Annotated in this window: 15 protein-coding genes and 2 pseudogenes; 13 read left to right on the top strand and 4 right to left on the bottom strand. The window is 69.7% G+C overall.

All coding sequences use genetic code 11. From position 1 onward, the window contains the following. Positions 1–25 precede the first annotated feature (25 nt). Positions 26–1,234: a serine hydrolase domain-containing protein gene (locus AB0M63_RS29470; protein WP_366021565.1), complete on the bottom strand. Its 1,209-nt coding sequence runs from the start codon at positions 1,232–1,234 to the stop codon at positions 26–28. Positions 1,235–1,765: 531 nt separating this feature from the next. On the opposite strand from AB0M63_RS29470, the gene AB0M63_RS29465 reads away from it, so the two are divergent. Continuing rightward, entirely contained in the window at positions 1,766–2,263 is a 498-nt protein-coding gene (locus AB0M63_RS29465) for a pyridoxamine 5'-phosphate oxidase family protein (RefSeq protein WP_366021594.1), read from the top strand. A gap of 47 nt (positions 2,264–2,310) precedes the next feature. On the opposite strand, the pseudogene AB0M63_RS29460 reads toward AB0M63_RS29465, so the two are convergent. Both AB0M63_RS29460 and AB0M63_RS29455 read right to left on the bottom strand, forming a co-directional pair. Further along, positions 2,311–2,466 (bottom strand): annotated as a pseudogene (locus tag AB0M63_RS29460) (NUDIX domain-containing protein); the annotation flags it as partial. 125 nt (positions 2,467–2,591) lie between these two features. Then, positions 2,592–3,710, bottom strand: coding sequence for an NAD(P)/FAD-dependent oxidoreductase (locus AB0M63_RS29455; protein ID WP_366021564.1), 1,119 nt, complete (start codon positions 3,708–3,710; stop codon positions 2,592–2,594). A gap of 311 nt (positions 3,711–4,021) precedes the next feature. Between AB0M63_RS29455 and AB0M63_RS29450 the strand changes: the two genes are divergently transcribed. From AB0M63_RS29450 to AB0M63_RS29415, 8 genes and pseudogenes are all read left to right on the top strand, one after another. After that, positions 4,022–5,197 (top strand): Gfo/Idh/MocA family oxidoreductase, encoded by a 1,176-nt coding sequence (locus AB0M63_RS29450; RefSeq protein ID WP_366021563.1) that lies wholly within the window; start codon positions 4,022–4,024, stop codon positions 5,195–5,197. Beyond that, entirely contained in the window at positions 5,194–6,120 is a 927-nt protein-coding gene (locus AB0M63_RS29445; RefSeq protein ID WP_366021562.1) for a PmoA family protein, read from the top strand. Before AB0M63_RS29450 ends, AB0M63_RS29445 begins: the two co-directional genes overlap by 4 nt. Then, a complete protein-coding gene (locus tag AB0M63_RS29440; RefSeq protein ID WP_366021593.1) occupies positions 6,117–6,878 on the top strand; it encodes a cupin in 762 nt (253 codons plus the stop codon). The genes AB0M63_RS29445 and AB0M63_RS29440 overlap by 4 nt, the downstream gene beginning before the upstream one ends. Before the next feature lie 56 nt (positions 6,879–6,934). Next, a complete protein-coding gene (locus AB0M63_RS29435) occupies positions 6,935–8,218 on the top strand; it encodes an ABC transporter substrate-binding protein (protein ID WP_366021561.1) in 1,284 nt (427 codons plus the stop codon). Continuing rightward, on the top strand, positions 8,215–9,159 hold the full coding sequence (locus AB0M63_RS29430; RefSeq protein WP_366021560.1) for a sugar ABC transporter permease: 945 nt from the start codon (positions 8,215–8,217) through the stop codon (positions 9,157–9,159). Before AB0M63_RS29435 ends, AB0M63_RS29430 begins: the two co-directional genes overlap by 4 nt. Beyond that, complete coding sequence (locus AB0M63_RS29425; protein WP_366021559.1) at positions 9,156–10,034, top strand: carbohydrate ABC transporter permease; 879 nt, start codon at positions 9,156–9,158, stop codon at positions 10,032–10,034. The genes AB0M63_RS29430 and AB0M63_RS29425 overlap by 4 nt, the downstream gene beginning before the upstream one ends. A 5-nt stretch (positions 10,035–10,039) precedes the next feature. Further along, the gene (locus AB0M63_RS29420) at positions 10,040–10,654 is read left to right on the top strand and encodes a hypothetical protein (protein ID WP_366021558.1); all 615 of its coding nucleotides are present in this window, start codon (positions 10,040–10,042) and stop codon (positions 10,652–10,654) included. A gap of 318 nt (positions 10,655–10,972) precedes the next feature. Beyond that, positions 10,973–11,863, top strand: a pseudogene (locus AB0M63_RS29415) (DUF72 domain-containing protein). Here AB0M63_RS29415 and AB0M63_RS29410 read toward each other — a convergent pair. Next, the gene (locus tag AB0M63_RS29410; RefSeq protein ID WP_366021557.1) at positions 11,850–12,698 is read right to left on the bottom strand and encodes an ANTAR domain-containing protein; all 849 of its coding nucleotides are present in this window, start codon (positions 12,696–12,698) and stop codon (positions 11,850–11,852) included. The pseudogene AB0M63_RS29415 and the gene AB0M63_RS29410 sit on opposite strands and share 14 nt — an antisense overlap. 226 nt (positions 12,699–12,924) lie before the next feature. Here AB0M63_RS29410 and AB0M63_RS29405 point away from each other — a divergent pair, with 226 nt between their 5' ends. The 4 genes from AB0M63_RS29405 to AB0M63_RS29390 all read left to right on the top strand — a co-directional run bounded on the left by AB0M63_RS29405 (position 12,925) and on the right by AB0M63_RS29390 (position 17,623). Continuing rightward, on the top strand, positions 12,925–13,149 hold the full coding sequence (locus AB0M63_RS29405; protein WP_355920602.1) for a DUF5133 domain-containing protein: 225 nt from the start codon (positions 12,925–12,927) through the stop codon (positions 13,147–13,149). A gap of 120 nt (positions 13,150–13,269) precedes the next feature. Beyond that, complete coding sequence (locus tag AB0M63_RS29400; protein WP_355920599.1) at positions 13,270–13,431, top strand: hydrophobic protein; 162 nt, start codon at positions 13,270–13,272, stop codon at positions 13,429–13,431. A gap of 41 nt (positions 13,432–13,472) precedes the next feature. After that, entirely contained in the window at positions 13,473–16,718 is a 3,246-nt protein-coding gene (gene fdh, locus AB0M63_RS29395; protein WP_366021556.1) for a formate dehydrogenase, read from the top strand. Then, positions 16,715–17,623 carry a 4Fe-4S dicluster domain-containing protein gene (locus AB0M63_RS29390; protein WP_366021555.1) on the top strand — a complete coding sequence of 303 codons (909 nt, stop codon included), beginning with the start codon at positions 16,715–16,717 and terminating at the stop codon, positions 17,621–17,623. The genes fdh and AB0M63_RS29390 overlap by 4 nt, the downstream gene beginning before the upstream one ends. Positions 17,624–17,651 lie beyond the last annotated feature (28 nt).

The raw sequence follows: 17,651 nt of genomic DNA, 5'->3' as shown, positions 1-17,651 counted from the left end.
GCCGCCCGGTCAACCAGCACGTTGGTCAGTCAAAGATGGCGCAGTTGACCGCGTCCATCAGGGCCGCGCCGGTCTGGTGCGCCTGTTTGGTGAGAGTGGAGGTGGCGAAGAAGAAGGCGGCCGTCCGACGGCCGGTGGAGTCGCTGGCGTTGTAGGTCGCGTAGCCCGGGACGATGCCGACGTGGTCCCAGACCGTGCCGCAGTCGGTCCTCGCCGTCTCGATGCCCAACCCGTAGCCGAGTTCGTCCGGGTCTCCCGGCCCGTCCTCCGGCACGGTGGTGCGCATCTCGGCCAGTTGGGCGGCGGGCAGCAGGCCGCCCGACATCAGCGCGCCGTAGAAACGGGACCAGTCACCGGCGGTGGACACGATCGCGGCATCCGCTCCGTCGGCCGTGACGTAGTCGCCGGTGACGTCCACGTGGTCGTCGTGCTGCGGTCCGGCGTAGTTCCTGAACTCGTCGGGGACGTCAGGTGGCATGTGGGCGGCGCCAGGTTCGTAGCCGTGAGCGTGCCGGTCGCGCCAGGCGGAGCCGGTGGCGTAGAAAGTGTGCCGGAGTCCCAGGGGTCCGGCGATCCGGTCCCGCACCAGCGCCGCGAGGCTTTTACCGGTTGCCTTCTCCAGGACGGCGCCGATCGCGATGTAGTTGGTGTTGCTGTACGACCATTCGGTCCCGGGCTCGAACAGTGCCGGGTGTCTGCTCACGAGGCTCAGGATTTCCGTCGACGTCCATACGTGGGAGTCCCGGCCGGTGAGGGCCGGCGCGAGGGCGGGGTCGTCGGTGTAGTCGAACAACCCACTGGTGTGGTTGAGCAGCATGCGCAGGGTGATTGCTCTGCCGTTGCGCACCTGGCCGGGCAGCCACTTGTCGACCGGGTCGGTGAGAGCGAGTCTGTGCTCAGCGACCAGTTGCAGGACGAGGGTGGCCATCACCGTCTTGGTGTTGGACGCTTCTCGCACCTCGTCGTCCGCCCTGAGCAGATGGTCCTTCCTCGTCCAGGCGGCCTGCTCGGATATCTCGATGGGCCTGCCGTGACCGTCGTCCACCCGCACGATCACCCCAGGCACCCCTTCCTCCACCAACTTCCGCGCCAGCTCCCGCAGGTGGGCACGTGTCTCCGCGGTACCGTCCTGTCGGACCGTCGAGAACGTCCGAGGGCCGACGGCCGCACTCTCGTGGACCGCGTTCGCACTCGCCGGGGTCGCGGCGAGGGGCACGACGAGAGCCGCGGACACCGCAACTGTTGCTACTGCGCGTAACCCCGTCCGTTGCGGGCGCCGTCGAAAACGCACATTCACACGCAATTGATGCTCCTTCGAGAATCCGGCAAGGCCGTCGGGAACGATCGGGAACGGGGATTCCTTCGGAGGATACGGGCAGCGCGGCGGACGCCTGCGGTTGGCGGCCGAACGGATCGGTGCGGACTTCGACGTTCATGCCGTGCTTATTGTGCTTGAGGATGCATTCCGGTTCGTGTTCGTCTTCCTCTCCAATAAGCAATGCCACCATCGCTTCGAGGTGTTCTTCGCCGGCCTGCGGAACGGTCCAGTTGTTGCCGCGCGCGTGCTCGACGAACACGGGGTCCGGTTCACGAGACAGTTCGCCGGGTCAGTCTCGCTCAGCACGTCGGGTACAGCCGCGGCAGCCCGGATCGGCAGCCGGGAATTCGTACTCCTCGGATGTCGAGAACGCCTTCCCGGCTCCGTCCCAGGGGTACGAGCGGCCACGAACAGTCGCTCGACGACGCCGACGAAGGAGCGATCACCATGCAGCGGACCGAGATCACCGAGATCCTGAACCGACCGATCAGCCAGGAGCTGCTGGCCCGCGACCTGACCCGGCTGGCCTACGTCGCCAAGGACGGCACCCCTCGCAGTATCCCGATCGCGTTCGCCTGGAACGGCTCGGAGATCGTCCTGTGCACCACCAAGAACGCACCGAAGCTGCACGCCCTGCGCCAGAACCCGATGGTCGCCCTGACCATCGACACCGAGGTCCACCCGCCGAAGATCCTGCTCATCCGCGGGCGGGCCGAGCTGGACGTCGTGGACGGCATCCCGGAGGAGTACCTCCAGATGAACGGCAGCTACGAGATGACATCCGCGCAGCGCGTCGAGTGGGAGGCCGAGGTCCGATCGCTCTACGACGGCATGGTCCGCATCGTTGTCACCCCGACCTGGGTGAAGCTCATCGACTTCGAAACCACCCTGCCCTCCGCGGTCGAGGAACTGATCCGGCAGCGGGCGGAACGTCGGAGTGCTTGAGATCCGGTCTTCTCGGCGGTGTAACAGATCATCCGGAACTCGGTGCGTCCGTCGTCATTCCTCCGCGTCTCGAAGGTACCGACGTGCACCATCGTGGCCGTATCGACCCGGGACCGGAGTTCCTCGGTGATCTCGCGCGCCAGGGTCGCCGCATCGGACTCACCCGGCTCCCGTTTCCCGCCCGGGAAGTAGAAGAGATCCACGCCCCGGTTGCGCGTCACCAGCACCCGCCCGTCACGCACCAGAATCCAGGCCACCTTCTCCGGAACGACCTCGATCTCCCCCACCCCCGGACCCTACCCACCAGCCGACCTACGCCCTCACAGACCTAATTCCCGGCGAAACTCTTGATCAGGCTGTAAGGCGTGTCCTCCCCCAGCATCTCGTAGAGATCAGGCGCATCGGCCGCTGCCGCGGCACTCCGAGGAAACATGGCCTGCTCGTACTCGGCGAGCGCGGCCTCCATGTCGTCGGGGTGTGCGGCGATGGCCTTGCCGAGTTCGGCCCCGTCGTACATGGCCAGGTTGGCGCCCTCACCGTTCGGGGCCGTGAGGTGCGCGGCGTCGCCGATCAGGGTCACCCCGGCCGTCCGGTCCCAGCGGTGTTCGATGGGCAGGGTGTGGAGCATGCGCAGGACAGGAGGGGTCTCACCGTCGGTCATCAGGGCGGTGAGCTCCGGTGCCCAGCCGTCAAACTCCCGCACGATTCGGGCAGTTGCGGCGCCGGGATCGGTGAAATCGATACCGGCGAACCACTCCTGCGACCTGGCGAGCAGCACCCAGGTGTGGAGGTTCCCGCCGCGCTCCCGGTGAGCCAGGATTCCCCTTCCCGGCTCAAGGACCATCAGCGCGCCGCCGCCGACGGTCTTCGCGCTGGTCGGGTGCCGGTTGTCGCCGTCGAACAGGTGGGTCTCCACGAACGAGATACCGACGTACTCGGGTACGGCGTCGGACAGCGACGGCCGCACCCTCGACCAAGCGCCGTCCGCGCCGACCAGCAGGCTCGTGGTGACGGCGGTGCCGTCGGCGAAGGCCACCTCGTGGCGGCCGTCGCCGAGCGCACGGACGGTGCCGACCTTGCGCCCCCAGCGGACGGTGCCGGCCGGGAGGGAGTCGAGCAGCATCTGCCGCAGCTCGCCGCGCTGTACTTCGGGGTTGCCACCCGTGCCGTCGTCGGGATCCTCGAAGAGGATCTTCCCGTCCCGGTCCACGAGCCGCATCGCCTGCCGTCCCTCCAGGATCAGGCTGCGGAACTCGTCGGTCAATCCGGCATCCCGCAGGGCGAGTTGGCCGTTGTAGTCGCGGATGTCGAGCAGCCCGCCCTGTCCGCGTGCCGTCGAGGACGCCTCCGCCTCGTAGACCGTGCAGGGGATTCCATGGATGTGCAGGACGCGGGCGAGCGTGAGACCGCCGAGTCCGGCACCGATGATCGTGACGTGCGTCGTCATAGTCATTCCTCGCATGTTCACGCCTGCCGGACCGGCGCCCGGCAGGACCTCCACCGAACGTTCCAGACCCGGCCGACAGAGCGCCGACAGCGCGGCGACAGACGTCAGCGACCGCCGACAACCGACCGACACAGACGCGCGAAACAGCACGGCGTCACTTGTGGAGAGAATGTAAACGGAGGCTGGATCTCCGAATGTTGCCGCACAGGGGTTGTCCGGACATTCGGTCGACATCTAGGGTCACCCCCCAGAAGCAAGCGCTTTCCGCGTACCTGTCGCGCCGCTCCCCAGGTCGGCCCGAGGAGACCCGCATGCCCCCACTCCCCCCACACGACTCACTCCCCCCGCGCCCTCCAGGCCCACCGGCCCCCGCCCGCCACCACCGCGTAGCCGTCATCGGCACCGGTGCCATCGTCACCGGCAGCCATCTGCCCGCGCTCAGGGCCCACTCCTCGCGCGCGGAACTGGTCGCCGCCGTGGACGTGGACCAGGGCCGGCTCGACGCCTTCCGGCAGCTCGCGGGCGACCTCGCCGGCGCCGAAGTCGCCGGATACACCTCGGTGGACGCGATGCTGGACGCCGTACGCCCCGATCTGGTGCTCATCGGTACGCCGCCGTCGCTGCACCGGGAGCAGACGGTGGCGGCGCTCAAGGCCGGGTCCTGGGTGCTGTGCGAGAAGCCGTTGACGCTGTCGCTCGCCGAGTACGACGAGGTCGCGGCGGCGGAGGAGTCGTCGGGCGCGTACGCCTCCGTGGTCTTCCAGCACCGGTACGGGTCCGGGGCCGTCCACGCCCAACGGCTCCTCGCGAGCGGCGAGTTGGGCGCTCCGCGTGTCGCGCACTGCCAGACCACCTGGCACCGGGACGCCGACTACTACGCGGTCCCGTGGCGGGGGACGTGGGCCAGTGAGGGCGGCGGGCCGACCATGGGCCACGGCATCCACCAGTACGACCTGCTGCTGCGTCTGCTCGGGCCGTGGACGGAGATCCGGGCCATGGCCGCCCGGCTGGTCCACGACACCGAGAGCGAGGACGTCTCCACCGCCCTCGTGCGGTTCCAGAACGGCGCCCTGGCCACCGTCGTCAACAGCGTGCTGTCCCCCGACGAGGTGAGCCGGATCCGTATCGACTGCGCCGACGCGACCGTCGAAGTCACCCACCTCTACGGCCACCGCAACGAGGACTGGGTCTACACCCCCGCACCGCAGGTGACCGCCGAGCGAGTCGCGGCCTGGCGCGCCCCCGACACCGACGTGCCCAGCTCGCACACGGCCCAACTCGGCGTCCTCCTCGACGCGTTGGACAAGGGTGTCAGGCCACCGGGCAGCGGACCGGACGCGCGCGCCACCCTCGAATTCGCCGCCGCCCTCTACAAGTCGGCGTTCACCGGGCGGCCCGTCCACGCGGGCGAGATCACACCGGGCGATCCCTTCTACCAGGCCATGCACGGCGACCACCCCCACTGGGCCCCCAAGGAGCGCGCATGACAATCCGCGTCAGCCACGTCCACGGCGACCACCTCGCCGTCGAGGCGGCGAACGGCACGGAGATCTTCCGCTACGTCTACCGTCCCGATCCCGAGGCCTTCGAGGCCCGCAAGCCGTACGCCCACCCGGTGCGCACCCTCTCCGGTCGTACGGTGACGGGGTACCGCCCGAGCGACCACCGCTGGCACAAGGGCTTCCAGATGACGGCCAGTCATCTCTCCGGCCAGAACTTCTGGGGCGGCAACTGCTATGTGCACGGCCAGGGTTACCTCCCGCAGCCCGAGCGCGTCGGCTCGATGCGGCACGACGGGTTCCCCGAACTGACCGTCACGGACGACCGGTTGGACTTCACCGAGGAACTCACCTGGGTGGAGAACGGTGGCGCCGAATGGGCGCGTGAAGTACGGGAGTTGGCCGTGCACTCGGTCGACGAGGAGGCGGGCGCCTGGGCCCTGGACTGGTCGATCCGGCTCACCAACGTCCGCGACGAACCCCTTGTCTTCGGCTCACCGACCACCGAGGGACGGGAGTTGGCGGGCTACACCGGTCTGCAGTGGCGCGGCCCGCGCGACTTCACCGGGGGCACCGCCTTCGCGCCGGACACCGACGCGGACACCGAGAAGCTGATGGGTTCGCAGGGTCCGTGGCTCGCCTTCACCACCGAGCACGACGACGTCGACGGCCATTCGACGATCATGTTCGCGCACGCGCCCGAGAACCTCGACACCCGCGGCGCGATCCACGAGTCGCACTGGTTCGTGCGCTCCGAGCCGATCCCGACGGTCGCGTTCTCCTGGGCGTTCTTCGAGGAGTTCGAGCTGCCGCCGGGCGAGTCCTTCGCCTTCCGCTACCGGGTGGTCGTCGCCGACGGCGCCTGGGACCGCGAGCGGGTCGCCGCCCACCTGGAGGGACTGCCGTGGTGACCAAGCCCGCCAAGCCCGAACTCCCCCACCCGCTCCCCGGCGCCATCGGCCTCTCCCATCTCAGCGCCTACGACTGGGAGGCCGCCGACGGCGTGTGCGGCGGCAGCCCCCATCTGCACCTGCTCTGCACGGAGGCGTACGTCGTCACCGGCGGCCGGGGCGCGGTGCAGACGCTCAGCCCCGACGGCTACCGGGACATCCCGCTGGAGGCGGGCTCGGTCGCCTGGTTCACACCGGGGACCGTGCACCGCATGGTGCAGGGCGGCGATCTGCGGATCACCGTGCTGATGCAGAACAGCGGGCTGCCGGAGGCCGGGGACGCCGTCTTCACCTTCCCGCCCGAGGTGCTCGCCGACCCGGAGCGGTACGCGGCGGCGGCCACGCTCCCGCCCGGCACCGGCCCGGACACCGCGACGGCCGCCCGGCGCCGCCGGGATCTCGCCGTCGAGGGATACCAACCGCTGCGTGCGGCCCTGGCCGCCGGTGACAACGGCCCGTACCTCCAATTCCAGCGCGCCGCCGCCCAGTTGGTGCGCGCGAAGGTGCCGAACTGGCGCGAGCTGTGGCGGGCCGGCGCGTTGGCCACCGCCGAGCGCACCGGCACCCAGCTCGACGCGCTGGCGGCCGGCGAGCCGTCGTATCTCGACGGGGCGACCGCACACGAGACCGCGCCGACCCGCCTCGGCGGGTTCGGGATGTGCGGTCGCAGGGACGAGTACAACCTGCCGGGGACGACGCTGCCGTACGGCGGCGAGTAGCGGCGGATTCGGAGGGGGCCCGGAAGACGACAGAGGAGAGGAAGGGACACGTCGGTATGCCCGGACACAGGACAACGGGGTTCTGCGCAACGGCTCTCGCGCTCGCGCTCTGCGCGGTGCTGACCGGATGCGGAGGCTCCGGGGAATCGGTCGCCGGCGGCAAGATCGTGCTGCGGTACACGTGGTGGGGCAACCCCGACCGCGCGGAACGCACCGACCAGGCCGTCGCCCTGTTCGAGAAGGAGCACCCGAACATCCAGGTGCAGACGTCGTTCTCGGACTTCGGCTCCTACAAGCAGAAGCTCGCCGTCCAGGCCACGGGAGGCGACGCGCCCGACGTGATGCAGCTCGACTACCGCCAGATCGACCAGTACGCCCTCGGGCACGTCCTGCTCGACCTCGGCAAGGTCAAGGACGTGCTGCGCACCGACGAGATCGACAAGGGCCTGCTGGCCACCGGCAAGGTGGGCGACACCCTGTACGCGATCCCGCAGGGCCGGGGCACCGAGACCATGGTCTACGACGTCGCCGCCTGGAAGGCGACCGGAGTGCCGCTCCCGACCAAGGGCTGGACCTGGAGCGACTGGGCGGACTCCATGCGCGCGCTGGCGAAGAAGACCGGTCAGCCGGGCGGCACCGACCCGGGCTGGAGCGAGGACTTCTTCGAGGTGTGGCTGCGCGGCCAGGGCAAGGCGCTCTACACCAAGGACGGCGGCCTCGCCTTCACCGCCGAGGACCTCGCCCGCTACTGGACCTTCACCCACGCGCTCAGCAAGGAGGGCGCGGTCTCCCCGGCCGAGCAGAACACCCAGCTCGACGGCTCCGTGGAGAACACTCCGCTCGGTCGCGGCAAGGCCACCTCCGACTTCAACTGGGATGCGCCCGCGAGCGGTTACGTGGCGCTCGTCAAGGGCGGCATCGCGCTGGCGCCGATGCCGTCGGGCACGGACGGCACCCCCGGTCAGTACTACAAGCCGTCGATGTTCCTCGGTGCCTCGGCCCGCACCGGCCATCCGAAGGAGGCCGCCGAACTCATCGACTTCCTCATCAACGACGAGCAGGCGGCGAAGATCCTCGGCGCCACCCGTGGCATCCCGGTCAACGAGAGTGTCCGCGAGCAGACCGCCGGGCGGTTGACGGACTTCGACAAGACGATCTCCGACTACCAGGCGTCCGTGGAAGGCACCCTCAAGGACCCGCCGCAGGCTCCGCCCACCGGCGACAACTCCTTGCAGACCACCTTCCAACGCGACTACGAGCAGGTGTCGTTCGACCTCATGTCGCCGCACGCGGCGGCCAAGGACTACATCACCGAGGCCAAGGCGGAGCTGAGGTCATGACCACCACCGACATCCCCGTACCCACCGCGCGCACATCGCGGCCCACCCCCGCCTCGAAGCGCCGCCCGAAGCGCGAACGCGAGGGCGCCGCCTGGGTGTTCCTCTCGCCCTGGCTGCTCGGCGCGAGCGTCCTGACGCTGCTGCCGATGGCCGTCTCGCTGTATCTCTCGTTCACCGACTACGACTTGTTCAACCCGCCGCACTGGGTGGGGCTGCGCAACTACGTGCAGATGTTCACCGAGGACCCGCGCTACTGGCGATCGGTCATGACGACCCTGACGTACGTCGTCATCGCCGTACCGCTCCAACTCGCGTTCGCCCTCGTCGTCGCACTCGCCCTCAAGACCATGAAGCGCGGCAAGGGCTTCTACCGCTCGGCCTTCTACGCGCCCTCGCTGCTCGGCGCGTCGATGTCCATCGCGCTCGTCTGGCGGGCGATCTTCAACGACGGCGGCACGGTGGACCACCTCTTCGGCACCGGCGGCTGGGTCACCCGGCCGGGCTGGTCGCTGCTGGCCGTGGCACTGCTGTCGGTCTGGCAGTTCGGTGCACCGATGGTGATCTTCCTGGCCGGTCTCCAGCAGATACCCGTCGAGCTGTACGAGGCGGCGTCGGTGGACGGGGCCGGGAGATGGCGGCAGTTCCTGTCCATCACCGTGCCGATGCTGTCCCCGGTGGTCTTCTTCAACCTGGTGCTCCAGACCATCCAGGCCTTCCAGGTCTTCACACCCGCGTTCGCGCTCAGCGCGGGCAAGGGCGGACCCGCCGACTCGACCCTCGTCTACACCCTCTACCTCTACGACCGTGGCTTCGTCGCCTCCCACATGGGCTACGCCTCCGCGATGGCCTGGGTGTTGCTGCTCGCCATCGGTGCCGTCACGGCGGTGCTGTTCCGTACCTCGCGCTCCTGGGTCTTCTACGCGTCCGAGGGGGACCGATGACCGCCGTATCGCCACCGACGTCAACTGCCGTGCCACGCAAGGCTGTTCGCTGGAACCGGGTCGCCCTGCACGTCGGCTGCCTGGCCGCGCTGCTGGTCATGCTCTACCCGCTGGCCTGGCTGCTGGCGACCTCGCTCAAGCCGGCCGACGAGGTGATCGCGAGCCTCAACCTGCTGCCCAGCCACCTGGAGTGGTCGAACTACAAGACCGCCCTGGACGGCGTGAACGACGTCTCCATCTGGCGGCTGCTCGGCAACTCGCTGCTGATCGCGGGCGGTGCGGTGATCGGGAACGTCATCAGTTGTTCCCTCACCGCCTACGCCTTCGCACGCCTGCGCTTCCGCTTCCGTGGCCCGCTGTTCGCGTTCATGATCGCGACGATCATGCTGCCGCATCACGCGGTGCTGATCCCGCAGTACATCATCTTCAACAAGCTCGGCCTGGTGAACACCTACTGGCCGCTGATCCTGCCGAAGTTCCTCGCCACGGAAGCCTTCTTCGTGTTCCTGATCGTGCAGTTCATGCGCGGTCTGCCACGGGAGTTGGAGGAGGCGGCCCGGATCGACGGCTGCGGTCCCTTCCGCAGCTTCTTCCAGATCGTCCTGCCGCTCACCCGCCCCGCGCTGATCACCACGGCGATCTTCACGTTCATCTGGACCTGGAACGACTTCTTCACCCAACTCATCTACCTCTTCGACCCGCAGAAGTTCACCCTCACCCTCGCGTTGCAGTCGTTCGTCGACGCCTCCAGCCAGTCGGCGTTCGGCCCGATGTTCGCGATGTCGGTGATCGCGCTGCTGCCGATCGTGCTGTTCTTCCTCGCCTTCCAGCGCTTCCTGGTCGAGGGCGTGGCCAGCTCCGGACTCAAGGGGTGAGCGGGATGCGTGACACGTCCACGCGGGATCCGGGCGACGTCTTCGGCCCCCGTATGACCCTCTTCGCCGACATGCTGAGCATCGGCCTCCTCACGGCCCTGCTGTCCCTGCCCGTAGTGACGATCCCGGCCGCACTGTCCACGGCGTGCGCGGTCCTGCGCGGCGCGATCGGCGGCCAACCGGCCACCGCCGGACGGTACTTGGCGGTGCTACGACAGCGGCTGCGGCCCGGCGACCTCGCCGCGGGCGCCGTCGCCCTGGCCGGGGCCCTGCTGGTGGTCGCGGACCTCGCCCTCGCGGGGGCCGGGCTGCCGGGGGCACCGCTGTTCGCGGTCGTGGCCGCGGCCATCGGCGCGGGCGCACTGGTGGTTGGTCTGAGGGCCTGTGCCCGCCCCGAGGCGCTCACCGACTGGCCGGCGGCCGTACGGGAGGCCGCGCGGGACGCCGTACGAGATGCCGGGGGCAGCGCGTTGGTGCTGCTCGCGGTGGCGGCCGCTGCCCTGTGTGCCTGGATGCTGGTGCCGCTGGCGTTCCTGGCTCCCGGTCCGCTGGCGTTGGCGCTGACGGCGGTTCAGGTCCGACGGGCTGCAAACGCTCCGTCATCCTTGTCAGCACCTTGACGAGTGCCGCCCTCGCACAGCCCTCCGGGAGCGCCCCGGCCGCCCGCGCGACCGCGTCCAACCGAGGGCGACTGCACGGGCGGCGGCGGTCCTCACCCCTACCGCTGGATCTACAAGCCGGCCGACAGTCCGCACCTTGACGTCTACGACGAGACGAACCACAGCCCGTCACGTGGATGGGCGCGTCATGGCTTCGGCGACCGTCTCACGGCGATGTCGCGGTCGGCGGGCCTTGTGCCCTGAACGTCGGCTCCGGCAAAGGCGGTGCGGCACGAGGAAGGCACCATTGCCCGCACTCGACGCGGGTACCGGGCCCCTATGGGAGACATCCTGGTGGGCACCTGTTCCTGGACCGATCCGGCGCTGGTCCGCAGCGGCTGGTATCCGAGGGGACATCGGGATCCGGAGCGGCGGCTGCGGTACTACGCCGAGCGGTTCCCCGTCGTCGAAGTCGACTCGACCTACTACGGGCTGCCCAGCGAGCGCAACAGCCGGCTGTGGGTCGAGCGCACGCCGGACGCCTTCACGTTCGACGTCAAGGCGTTCTCCCTGCTCACCGGGCACCCGACGGCCCGTTCCGCACTGCCCGAGGGGCTGTCGGCCGATCCCCGTGACACGGGGGTCCTGGACGAGGTGTGGGCACGGTTCACGGCCGGGATCGAGCCGTTGCGTCGGGCCGGGCGGCTGGGGAGCGTCCTCTTCCAGTTCCCGCCGTGGCTACGGCCCGGCGAACACGCCGAGGAGTTCCTCGCGCACACCGCCCGGCGGGCCCGCGCCTGGCCGGTGGCCGTGGAGTTCCGGCATCCCGCCTGGTGACGCGGGGAACAGGCCGAGGCCACCCGGGCCCTTCTGGCCGGTCACGGCATGGCGGCGGTCGGTGTCGACATGAACCAGTCACTGCCGTCCGCTCTGCCGCCGGTCGCACCGGTCACCACCGGCCGGCTGTCGGTCGTACGGTTCCACGGCCGCAGTGCCGCGTGGGGGCGGGGAAGCAAGGAGGACCGCTTCCGGTACGAGTACGGCGAGGACGAACTCACGGAGTGGGTACCCCGGTTGCGCGCCCTCGCCGATCGGGCCGAGCAGGTGCACGTCCTGTTCAACAACTGCTGCGCCGACGCCGCCGTACGGGCCGCCGAGGCCATGGCACGGCTGCTCGGGTCCTCCGACCTGACCGGTCGGCCCGGTGCTCCCGGAGTCAGGATCGAGTGACCGCGCTGTGGTGGAGGTCTTCCAGCGCGTCCAGGACAACGGTGCCGCGGTACCACTGCAACCACTCCCCGACCACCTGCCGGACCTGGTCGAAGGCGGCCAACTGCGTGCGGGCGAACCCCGTGACCGGTCGGTCGTGATGACTGGAGATGACCCCTCGCACGGTGCCGTCCGGCCCGCTCAGCGGAACGCTGTGGCAGGCGCGGCTGCCGCTTTCCAGGATGACCTGCCGGGTCTCCTCGTCGAACACGTCGGTGACCGCGATGTCACGGACGGTCACCTGGCGGGCCACATGCGCGGCGCGGGAGCACGACGTGCCGTCCTCGACGAAGGCGAAGTAGTCCGTGAACGCCTGCGGGTGGCCCATGTGTCTCTCCATGCGCAGCACCCCGCCCTCGGCCAGTTGGGCGTTGCCCGCGTCGCCGCCGGACACCTCCAGCACCCGGCTCAGCGCCGCGTCCAGCACCTGGCCCTGGTTCCGCGCGTCGAGCGTCCCGGCCCGGAGGTCCGCCAGCGAGGGCGCGGCGGTGCGCGTGCGGTCGGGGAACCACACGGGAGCACCCACCGCGGGTGCCGTGGTCGTCACCAGCGCGGTGGCGATCTGGTGGAGCTTGATGTTGGCGCGCTGCGACGCGGTCCGCATCAGCGCGAACGCCTCCTCCGGGTCCGCCAGTCCGTACCGTCCCATCAACAGCCCCTGGGCCAAAGCGACTTGGGAACGGGCCCGGATCTGCTTCTCCAGACTCACCACCCGTTCCCGGAGCGAGCGGGCCTGCGCCTGCGAGGTCTTCTCGTTCGACGAGGGCGGTTCGTCGTAGGTCACGGCGATCTCCACTTTCAGAACCAGACACACGGAATCCCACGTGGACGCAGCGACCGCCGACATCCGGCGGGGCGCTGGTGATCCACGCGCATGTGCCTACTTCCCAAGCACTCCCAGACCGTATCCATTTCACGGTCCATGGTCATCCCCCGGATAGCGGCCTCCGGACGGGGTACCGGGTCTCCGCGTATCCGTCCGGAACCGGACCTCACCGGTTTCGTCAGGCAAGGAGAGCTTCATGCTGCTGGCCCACCCCGCCGTACTCAACGGTCTGCTCGCCGAGTACGACTCCCTGCGCGTCCTGGACGCGGAGCATTCGGGCCCCGACGTCCAGCGGCGCCTGCTGGACGTCTCGTACAGCCTGTGCCTGGCCACGGGGACCAGCGACATCGACGCGGCCCTGATCGCCGCCCGAAACGGCCTGCCTGGCGCCCGGCCGGAGGACGACTCCGCCATCGGATGATTTCCGGTCGGCCTTCGTTAGCAAGAGAGATTTCGGGCCACTCGGTGGACAGTGGAATCGGCGCGAATCCGCATGCGCCGACGGAGTGCACGGCATACGCCGGCCTGGAGGTGGCACGCCATGATCCCCCTGCTTCTCGTTCTTCTGCTGGCTCTGATCCTTTTCGGCGCGGGTTTCGCGGTCAACGTGCTGTGGTGGATCGCGATCGTCGTGATCGTGCTGTGGCTGATCGGCTTCGTCGCCCGCCCCCGGGGCGGTAGCGGCCGCTGGTACCGCTGGTAGGTCCGTCCGCACCCCGCCGAACGACGACGAGAGGACATCCGATGGGCGTGCGCGGTTGGGTCCAGGACTGGCCCGTCTACCGTCAACTGACCGGCACCGACCGCCTGGGCCGGGGCCGCGCCGCCATGTCGGCCACCACCGAGGGCCTGAGGCCCCGTACGGACGAGGCCGATCGGGTGGTCCGCTCCGTCTGCCCCTACTGCGCCGTCGGCTGCGGCCAGCAGGTCTACGTCAAGGACGACAAGGTCGTCCAGATCGAAGGTGACCCGGACTCCCCCATCAGCCGCGGCAGGCTCTGCCCCAAGGGCTCAGCGACCCTCCAGCTCACCACCGGTTCCGCCCGCCGTCACCAGGTGCTGTACCGGCGTCCGCACGCCACGGACTGGGAGCCGCTGGACCTGGAGACGGCCATGGACATGGTCGCCGACCGGGTCGTCGAGACACGGCGCCGCACCTGGGAGTGGGAGCAGGACGGGCTGCGCACGGCCCGGACAATGGGCATCGCGAGTCTCGGCGGCGCCACCCTCGACAACGAGGAGAACTACCTGATCAAGAAGCTGCTGACCGGACTCGGCGTGGTCCAGGTGGAGAACCAGGCGCGGGTCTGCCACAGCTCCACCGTGGCGGGCCTCGGGACGTCGTTCGGGCGCGGCGGCGCGACCACGTTCATGCAGGACCTCCAGCACTCCGACTGCATCGTCATCCAGGGCTCGAACTTCGCTGAGGCCCACCCGGTCGGCTTCCAGTGGGTCATGGAGGCCAAGGCGCGCGGGGCCCGGATCATCCACGTCGATCCCCGGTTCACCCGCACCAGCGCGCTCGCCGACCTCCATGTCCCGATCCGCGCCGGCAGCGACATCGCCTTCCTCGGCGGGATCATCAACCACGTCCTGAGCGAGGGCAAGGACTTCCGCGAGTACGTGCTCGCCTACACCAACGCGGCGACCCTGGTCGGCGAGGACTTCCGCGACACCGAGGATCTGGGTGGAGTCTTCTCCGGCCTGGACGAGGAGGGCCACCACTACGACCCGACGTCCTGGCAGTACGAGGGGGCCGAGGTCCAGGCGCCGGCCGGTGACGTGGACGAGCAGTACGAGGAGTTCGCGCCCACCCCCGGCGGCGCGGAGACGCATGGCTCGGGAGGGGCACAGGCCGAACACCGCGCGGCCCGCGACGAGACGCTCAGCCATCCGCGCTGCGTCTACCAGATCCTCAAACGCCACTACGCCCGCTACACACCGGAGTTGGTGGAGAAGACATGCGGGGTGCCGCGTGAGCTGTTCCTCGAGGTGTGCGACGCCCTGACCGAGAACTCGGGGCGGGACCGGACCAGCGCGTTCGCCTACGCGGTCGGCTGGACCCAGCACTCGGTCGGCTCGCAGTACATCCGCGCCGCGAGCATCCTCCAACTGCTGCTCGGCAACATCGGCCGGCCCGGCGGCGGCATCCAGGCGCTGCGCGGTCACGCCTCCATCCAGGGTTCCAGCGACATCCCCACGCTGTACAACCTGCTGCCCGGCTATCTGCCGATGCCCCATGCCCACGCCCACGAGGACCTGGACGCGTTCATCGAGGCCAGCCGTACGAACAAGGGCTTCTGGGGCAACATGCGGGCCTACTTCGTCAGCCTGCTCAAGGCGTACTACGGCGACGCGGCCACCGCCGACAACGACTTCTGCTTCGACCATCTGCCACGCCTGACGGGCAGCCACTCGACGTACGACACCGTCATGGCCCAGCTCGACGGCGTCTGCAAGGGCTACTTCCTGATGGGCGAGAACCCGGCCGTGGGCTCCGCCAACACCCGTCTCCAGCGGCTCGGCATGGCCAACCTGGAATGGCTGGTGGTCCGCGACTTCTCGCTCATCGAGTCCGCGACCTGGTGGCAGGACGGGCCCGAGATCGAGACCGGTGAGCTGCGCACCGAGGACATCGCGACCGAGGTGTTCTTCTTCCCCGCCGCCGCCCACACCGAGAAGTCCGGCTCCTTCACCAACACCAACCGCTGGCTCCAGTGGCACCACGCGGCGGTCGAGCCCGAGGGCGACGCCCGCAGCGACCTGTGGTTCATGTACCACCTGGGCCGCCGCATCAAGGCGCGGCTGGCCGGCTCCACTGACCCGATGGATCAACCGATCCACGATCTGACCTGGGACTACCCGGTGGACGGGCCGCTGCGGGAACCGGTCTCGGCGGCGGTCCTCGCGGAGATCAACGGACACGGCCCGGACGGGAAGCCGCTGTCCGCGTACACGGAGCTGAAGGACGACGGCTCGACGCGGTGCGGCTGCTGGATCTACTGCGGTGTCTTCGCGGACGGCGTCAACCAGGCGGCCCGCCGCAAACCGCACACCGAGCAGGACTGGGTGGCCGCCGAGTGGGCGTGGTCCTGGCCCGCCAACCGCCGCATCCTCTACAACCGGGCCTCCGCGGCTCCCGACGGCACCCCGTGGAGCGACCGCAAGGCCTACGTGTGGTGGGACGAGGGCGAGGAGAAGTGGACCGGCCACGACATCCCGGACTTCGTCCCCGACCGTGCCCCCGGCTACGTGCCGCCGGAGGAGGCGACGGGACCGGACGCCCTGCGCGGCGACGACCCGTTCATCATGCAGGCCGACGGCAAGGGCTGGCTGTACGCGCCGGCCGGGCTGGAGGACGGCCCGCTGCCGACCCACTACGAGCCGCAGGACTCCCCGTTCACCAACGCCCTCTACCCCGAGACACCCCGCTCACCGGTACGCCAGCTCCTGCCGCGCGAGGGCAACCGCTACCACCCGAGCGGAGACGAACCAGGGGCGGAGGTCTACCCCTACGTGGTCACCACGCACCGGCTGACCGAGCACTTCACGGCGGGCGGCATGAGCCGCTGGTCGCCCCATCTCTCCGAACTCCAGCCGGAGTTCTTCTGCGAGGTCTCCCCGCAGCTCGCCGCCGAGCGGGGTCTTGAGCACACCGGCTGGGCGACCGTCATCACCGCGCGCAACGCCGTCGAGGCGCGGGTGCTGGTGACGGCGCGGCTCAAACCCCTGACGGTGCACGGCCGTACGGTCCACCAGATCGGGCTGCCCTTCCATTGGGGTCCCAACGGGATCGCCACCGGCGACGCGGCCAACGAACTCGTCGCCATGGCGCTCGACCCCAACTCGCACATCCAGGAGGACAAGGCCCTCACCGCCGACATCCGGCCCGGCCGCCGGCCACGAGGACCCGCGCTCCCGGAGTTGGTCGCCGAGTACCGGCGGCGGGCGGGCATCACCGACACCACAGGGACGGAGAGCCGTAAGTGAGCGACCACCAGCATCTGTTGAGCGGTGTCGAGCCCGACCCCGCGCGGGACGCCGGGCACACCGAGCCGCCCCCGCGGGTCGGCTTCTTCACCGACACCTCCGTCTGCATCGGCTGCAAGGCCTGTGAGGTCGCCTGCAAGGAATGGAACGCGATCCCCGAGGACGGTCTCTCCCTCACCGGGATGAGCTACGACAACACCCAGGGACTCGGCGCCTCCACCTGGCGCCATGTCGCCTTCATCGAACAGCAGGTGCCCGAGCCCGAGGGCCGCACTCAACTCCCCCTCGCCCAGGGCACATCGGCACCCGCGGCCGGAGACGTGCGCTGGCTGATGTCGTCCGACGTCTGCAAGCACTGCACCCACGCCGCCTGCCTGGACGTCTGCCCCACGGGGTCCCTCTTCCGCACCGAGTTCGGCACCGTCGTGGTCCAGGAGGACATCTGCAACGGCTGCGGCTACTGCGTACCCGCCTGCCCGTACGGCGTCATCGAGCAACGCCCCACGGACGGACGGGCGTTCAAGTGCACGATGTGCTACGACCGCCTCGGCGCGGGCCAGGAACCGGCCTGCGCCAAGGCATGCCCGACCGAGTCCATCCAGTTCGGCCCGCTCGACGAACTGCGCGAGCGAGCCGCGCTGCGGGTCGAGCAGCTCCAGGAGTCCGGCGTGCCGGGCGCCCGGCTGTACGGCCACGAGCCGGACGACGGGGTCGGCGGCGACGGCGCGTTCTTCCTGCTCCTCGACGAACCCGAGGTCTACGGTCTGCCACCGGACCCGGTCGTCACCACCCGTGACCTGCCCGCCATGTGGAAACACGCGGGCACGGCGGCGCTGTCCCTGGTGGGCGGCCTCGCAATGTCCTTCGCACTGCCGGCCGTCCTGCGTCGAGGGAGGACCCGATGACCGGCCCCGTCGCCCGAGGCGGCCGCAA

The organism is Streptomyces sp. NPDC051576 (assembly GCF_040681835.1).
In the GTDB taxonomy this organism is placed as follows: Bacteria; Actinomycetota; Actinomycetes; order Streptomycetales; family Streptomycetaceae; genus Streptomyces.
This window is presented reverse-complemented; position numbering and strand designations above follow the sequence as displayed.

Bases quoted from the DNA above. Each gene is read 5' to 3' on its own strand.
- AB0M63_RS29465 (WP_366021594.1), top strand. From the start codon at position 1,766: ATGCAGCGGACCGAGATCACCGAGATCCTGAACCGACCGATCAGCCAG.
- AB0M63_RS29455 (WP_366021564.1), bottom strand. From the start codon at position 3,710: ATGACGACGCACGTCACGATCATCGGTGCCGGACTCGGCGGTCTCACG.
- AB0M63_RS29450 (WP_366021563.1), top strand. From the start codon at position 4,022: ATGCCCCCACTCCCCCCACACGACTCACTCCCCCCGCGCCCTCCAGGC.
- AB0M63_RS29445 (WP_366021562.1), top strand. From the start codon at position 5,194: ATGACAATCCGCGTCAGCCACGTCCACGGCGACCACCTCGCCGTCGAG.
- AB0M63_RS29435 (WP_366021561.1), top strand. From the start codon at position 6,935: ATGCCCGGACACAGGACAACGGGGTTCTGCGCAACGGCTCTCGCGCTC.
- AB0M63_RS29430 (WP_366021560.1), top strand. From the start codon at position 8,215: ATGACCACCACCGACATCCCCGTACCCACCGCGCGCACATCGCGGCCC.
- AB0M63_RS29425 (WP_366021559.1), top strand. From the start codon at position 9,156: ATGACCGCCGTATCGCCACCGACGTCAACTGCCGTGCCACGCAAGGCT.
- AB0M63_RS29420 (WP_366021558.1), top strand. From the start codon at position 10,040: ATGCGTGACACGTCCACGCGGGATCCGGGCGACGTCTTCGGCCCCCGT.
- AB0M63_RS29405 (WP_355920602.1), top strand. From the start codon at position 12,925: ATGCTGCTGGCCCACCCCGCCGTACTCAACGGTCTGCTCGCCGAGTAC.
- AB0M63_RS29400 (WP_355920599.1), top strand. From the start codon at position 13,270: ATGATCCCCCTGCTTCTCGTTCTTCTGCTGGCTCTGATCCTTTTCGGC.
- fdh (WP_366021556.1), top strand. From the start codon at position 13,473: ATGGGCGTGCGCGGTTGGGTCCAGGACTGGCCCGTCTACCGTCAACTG.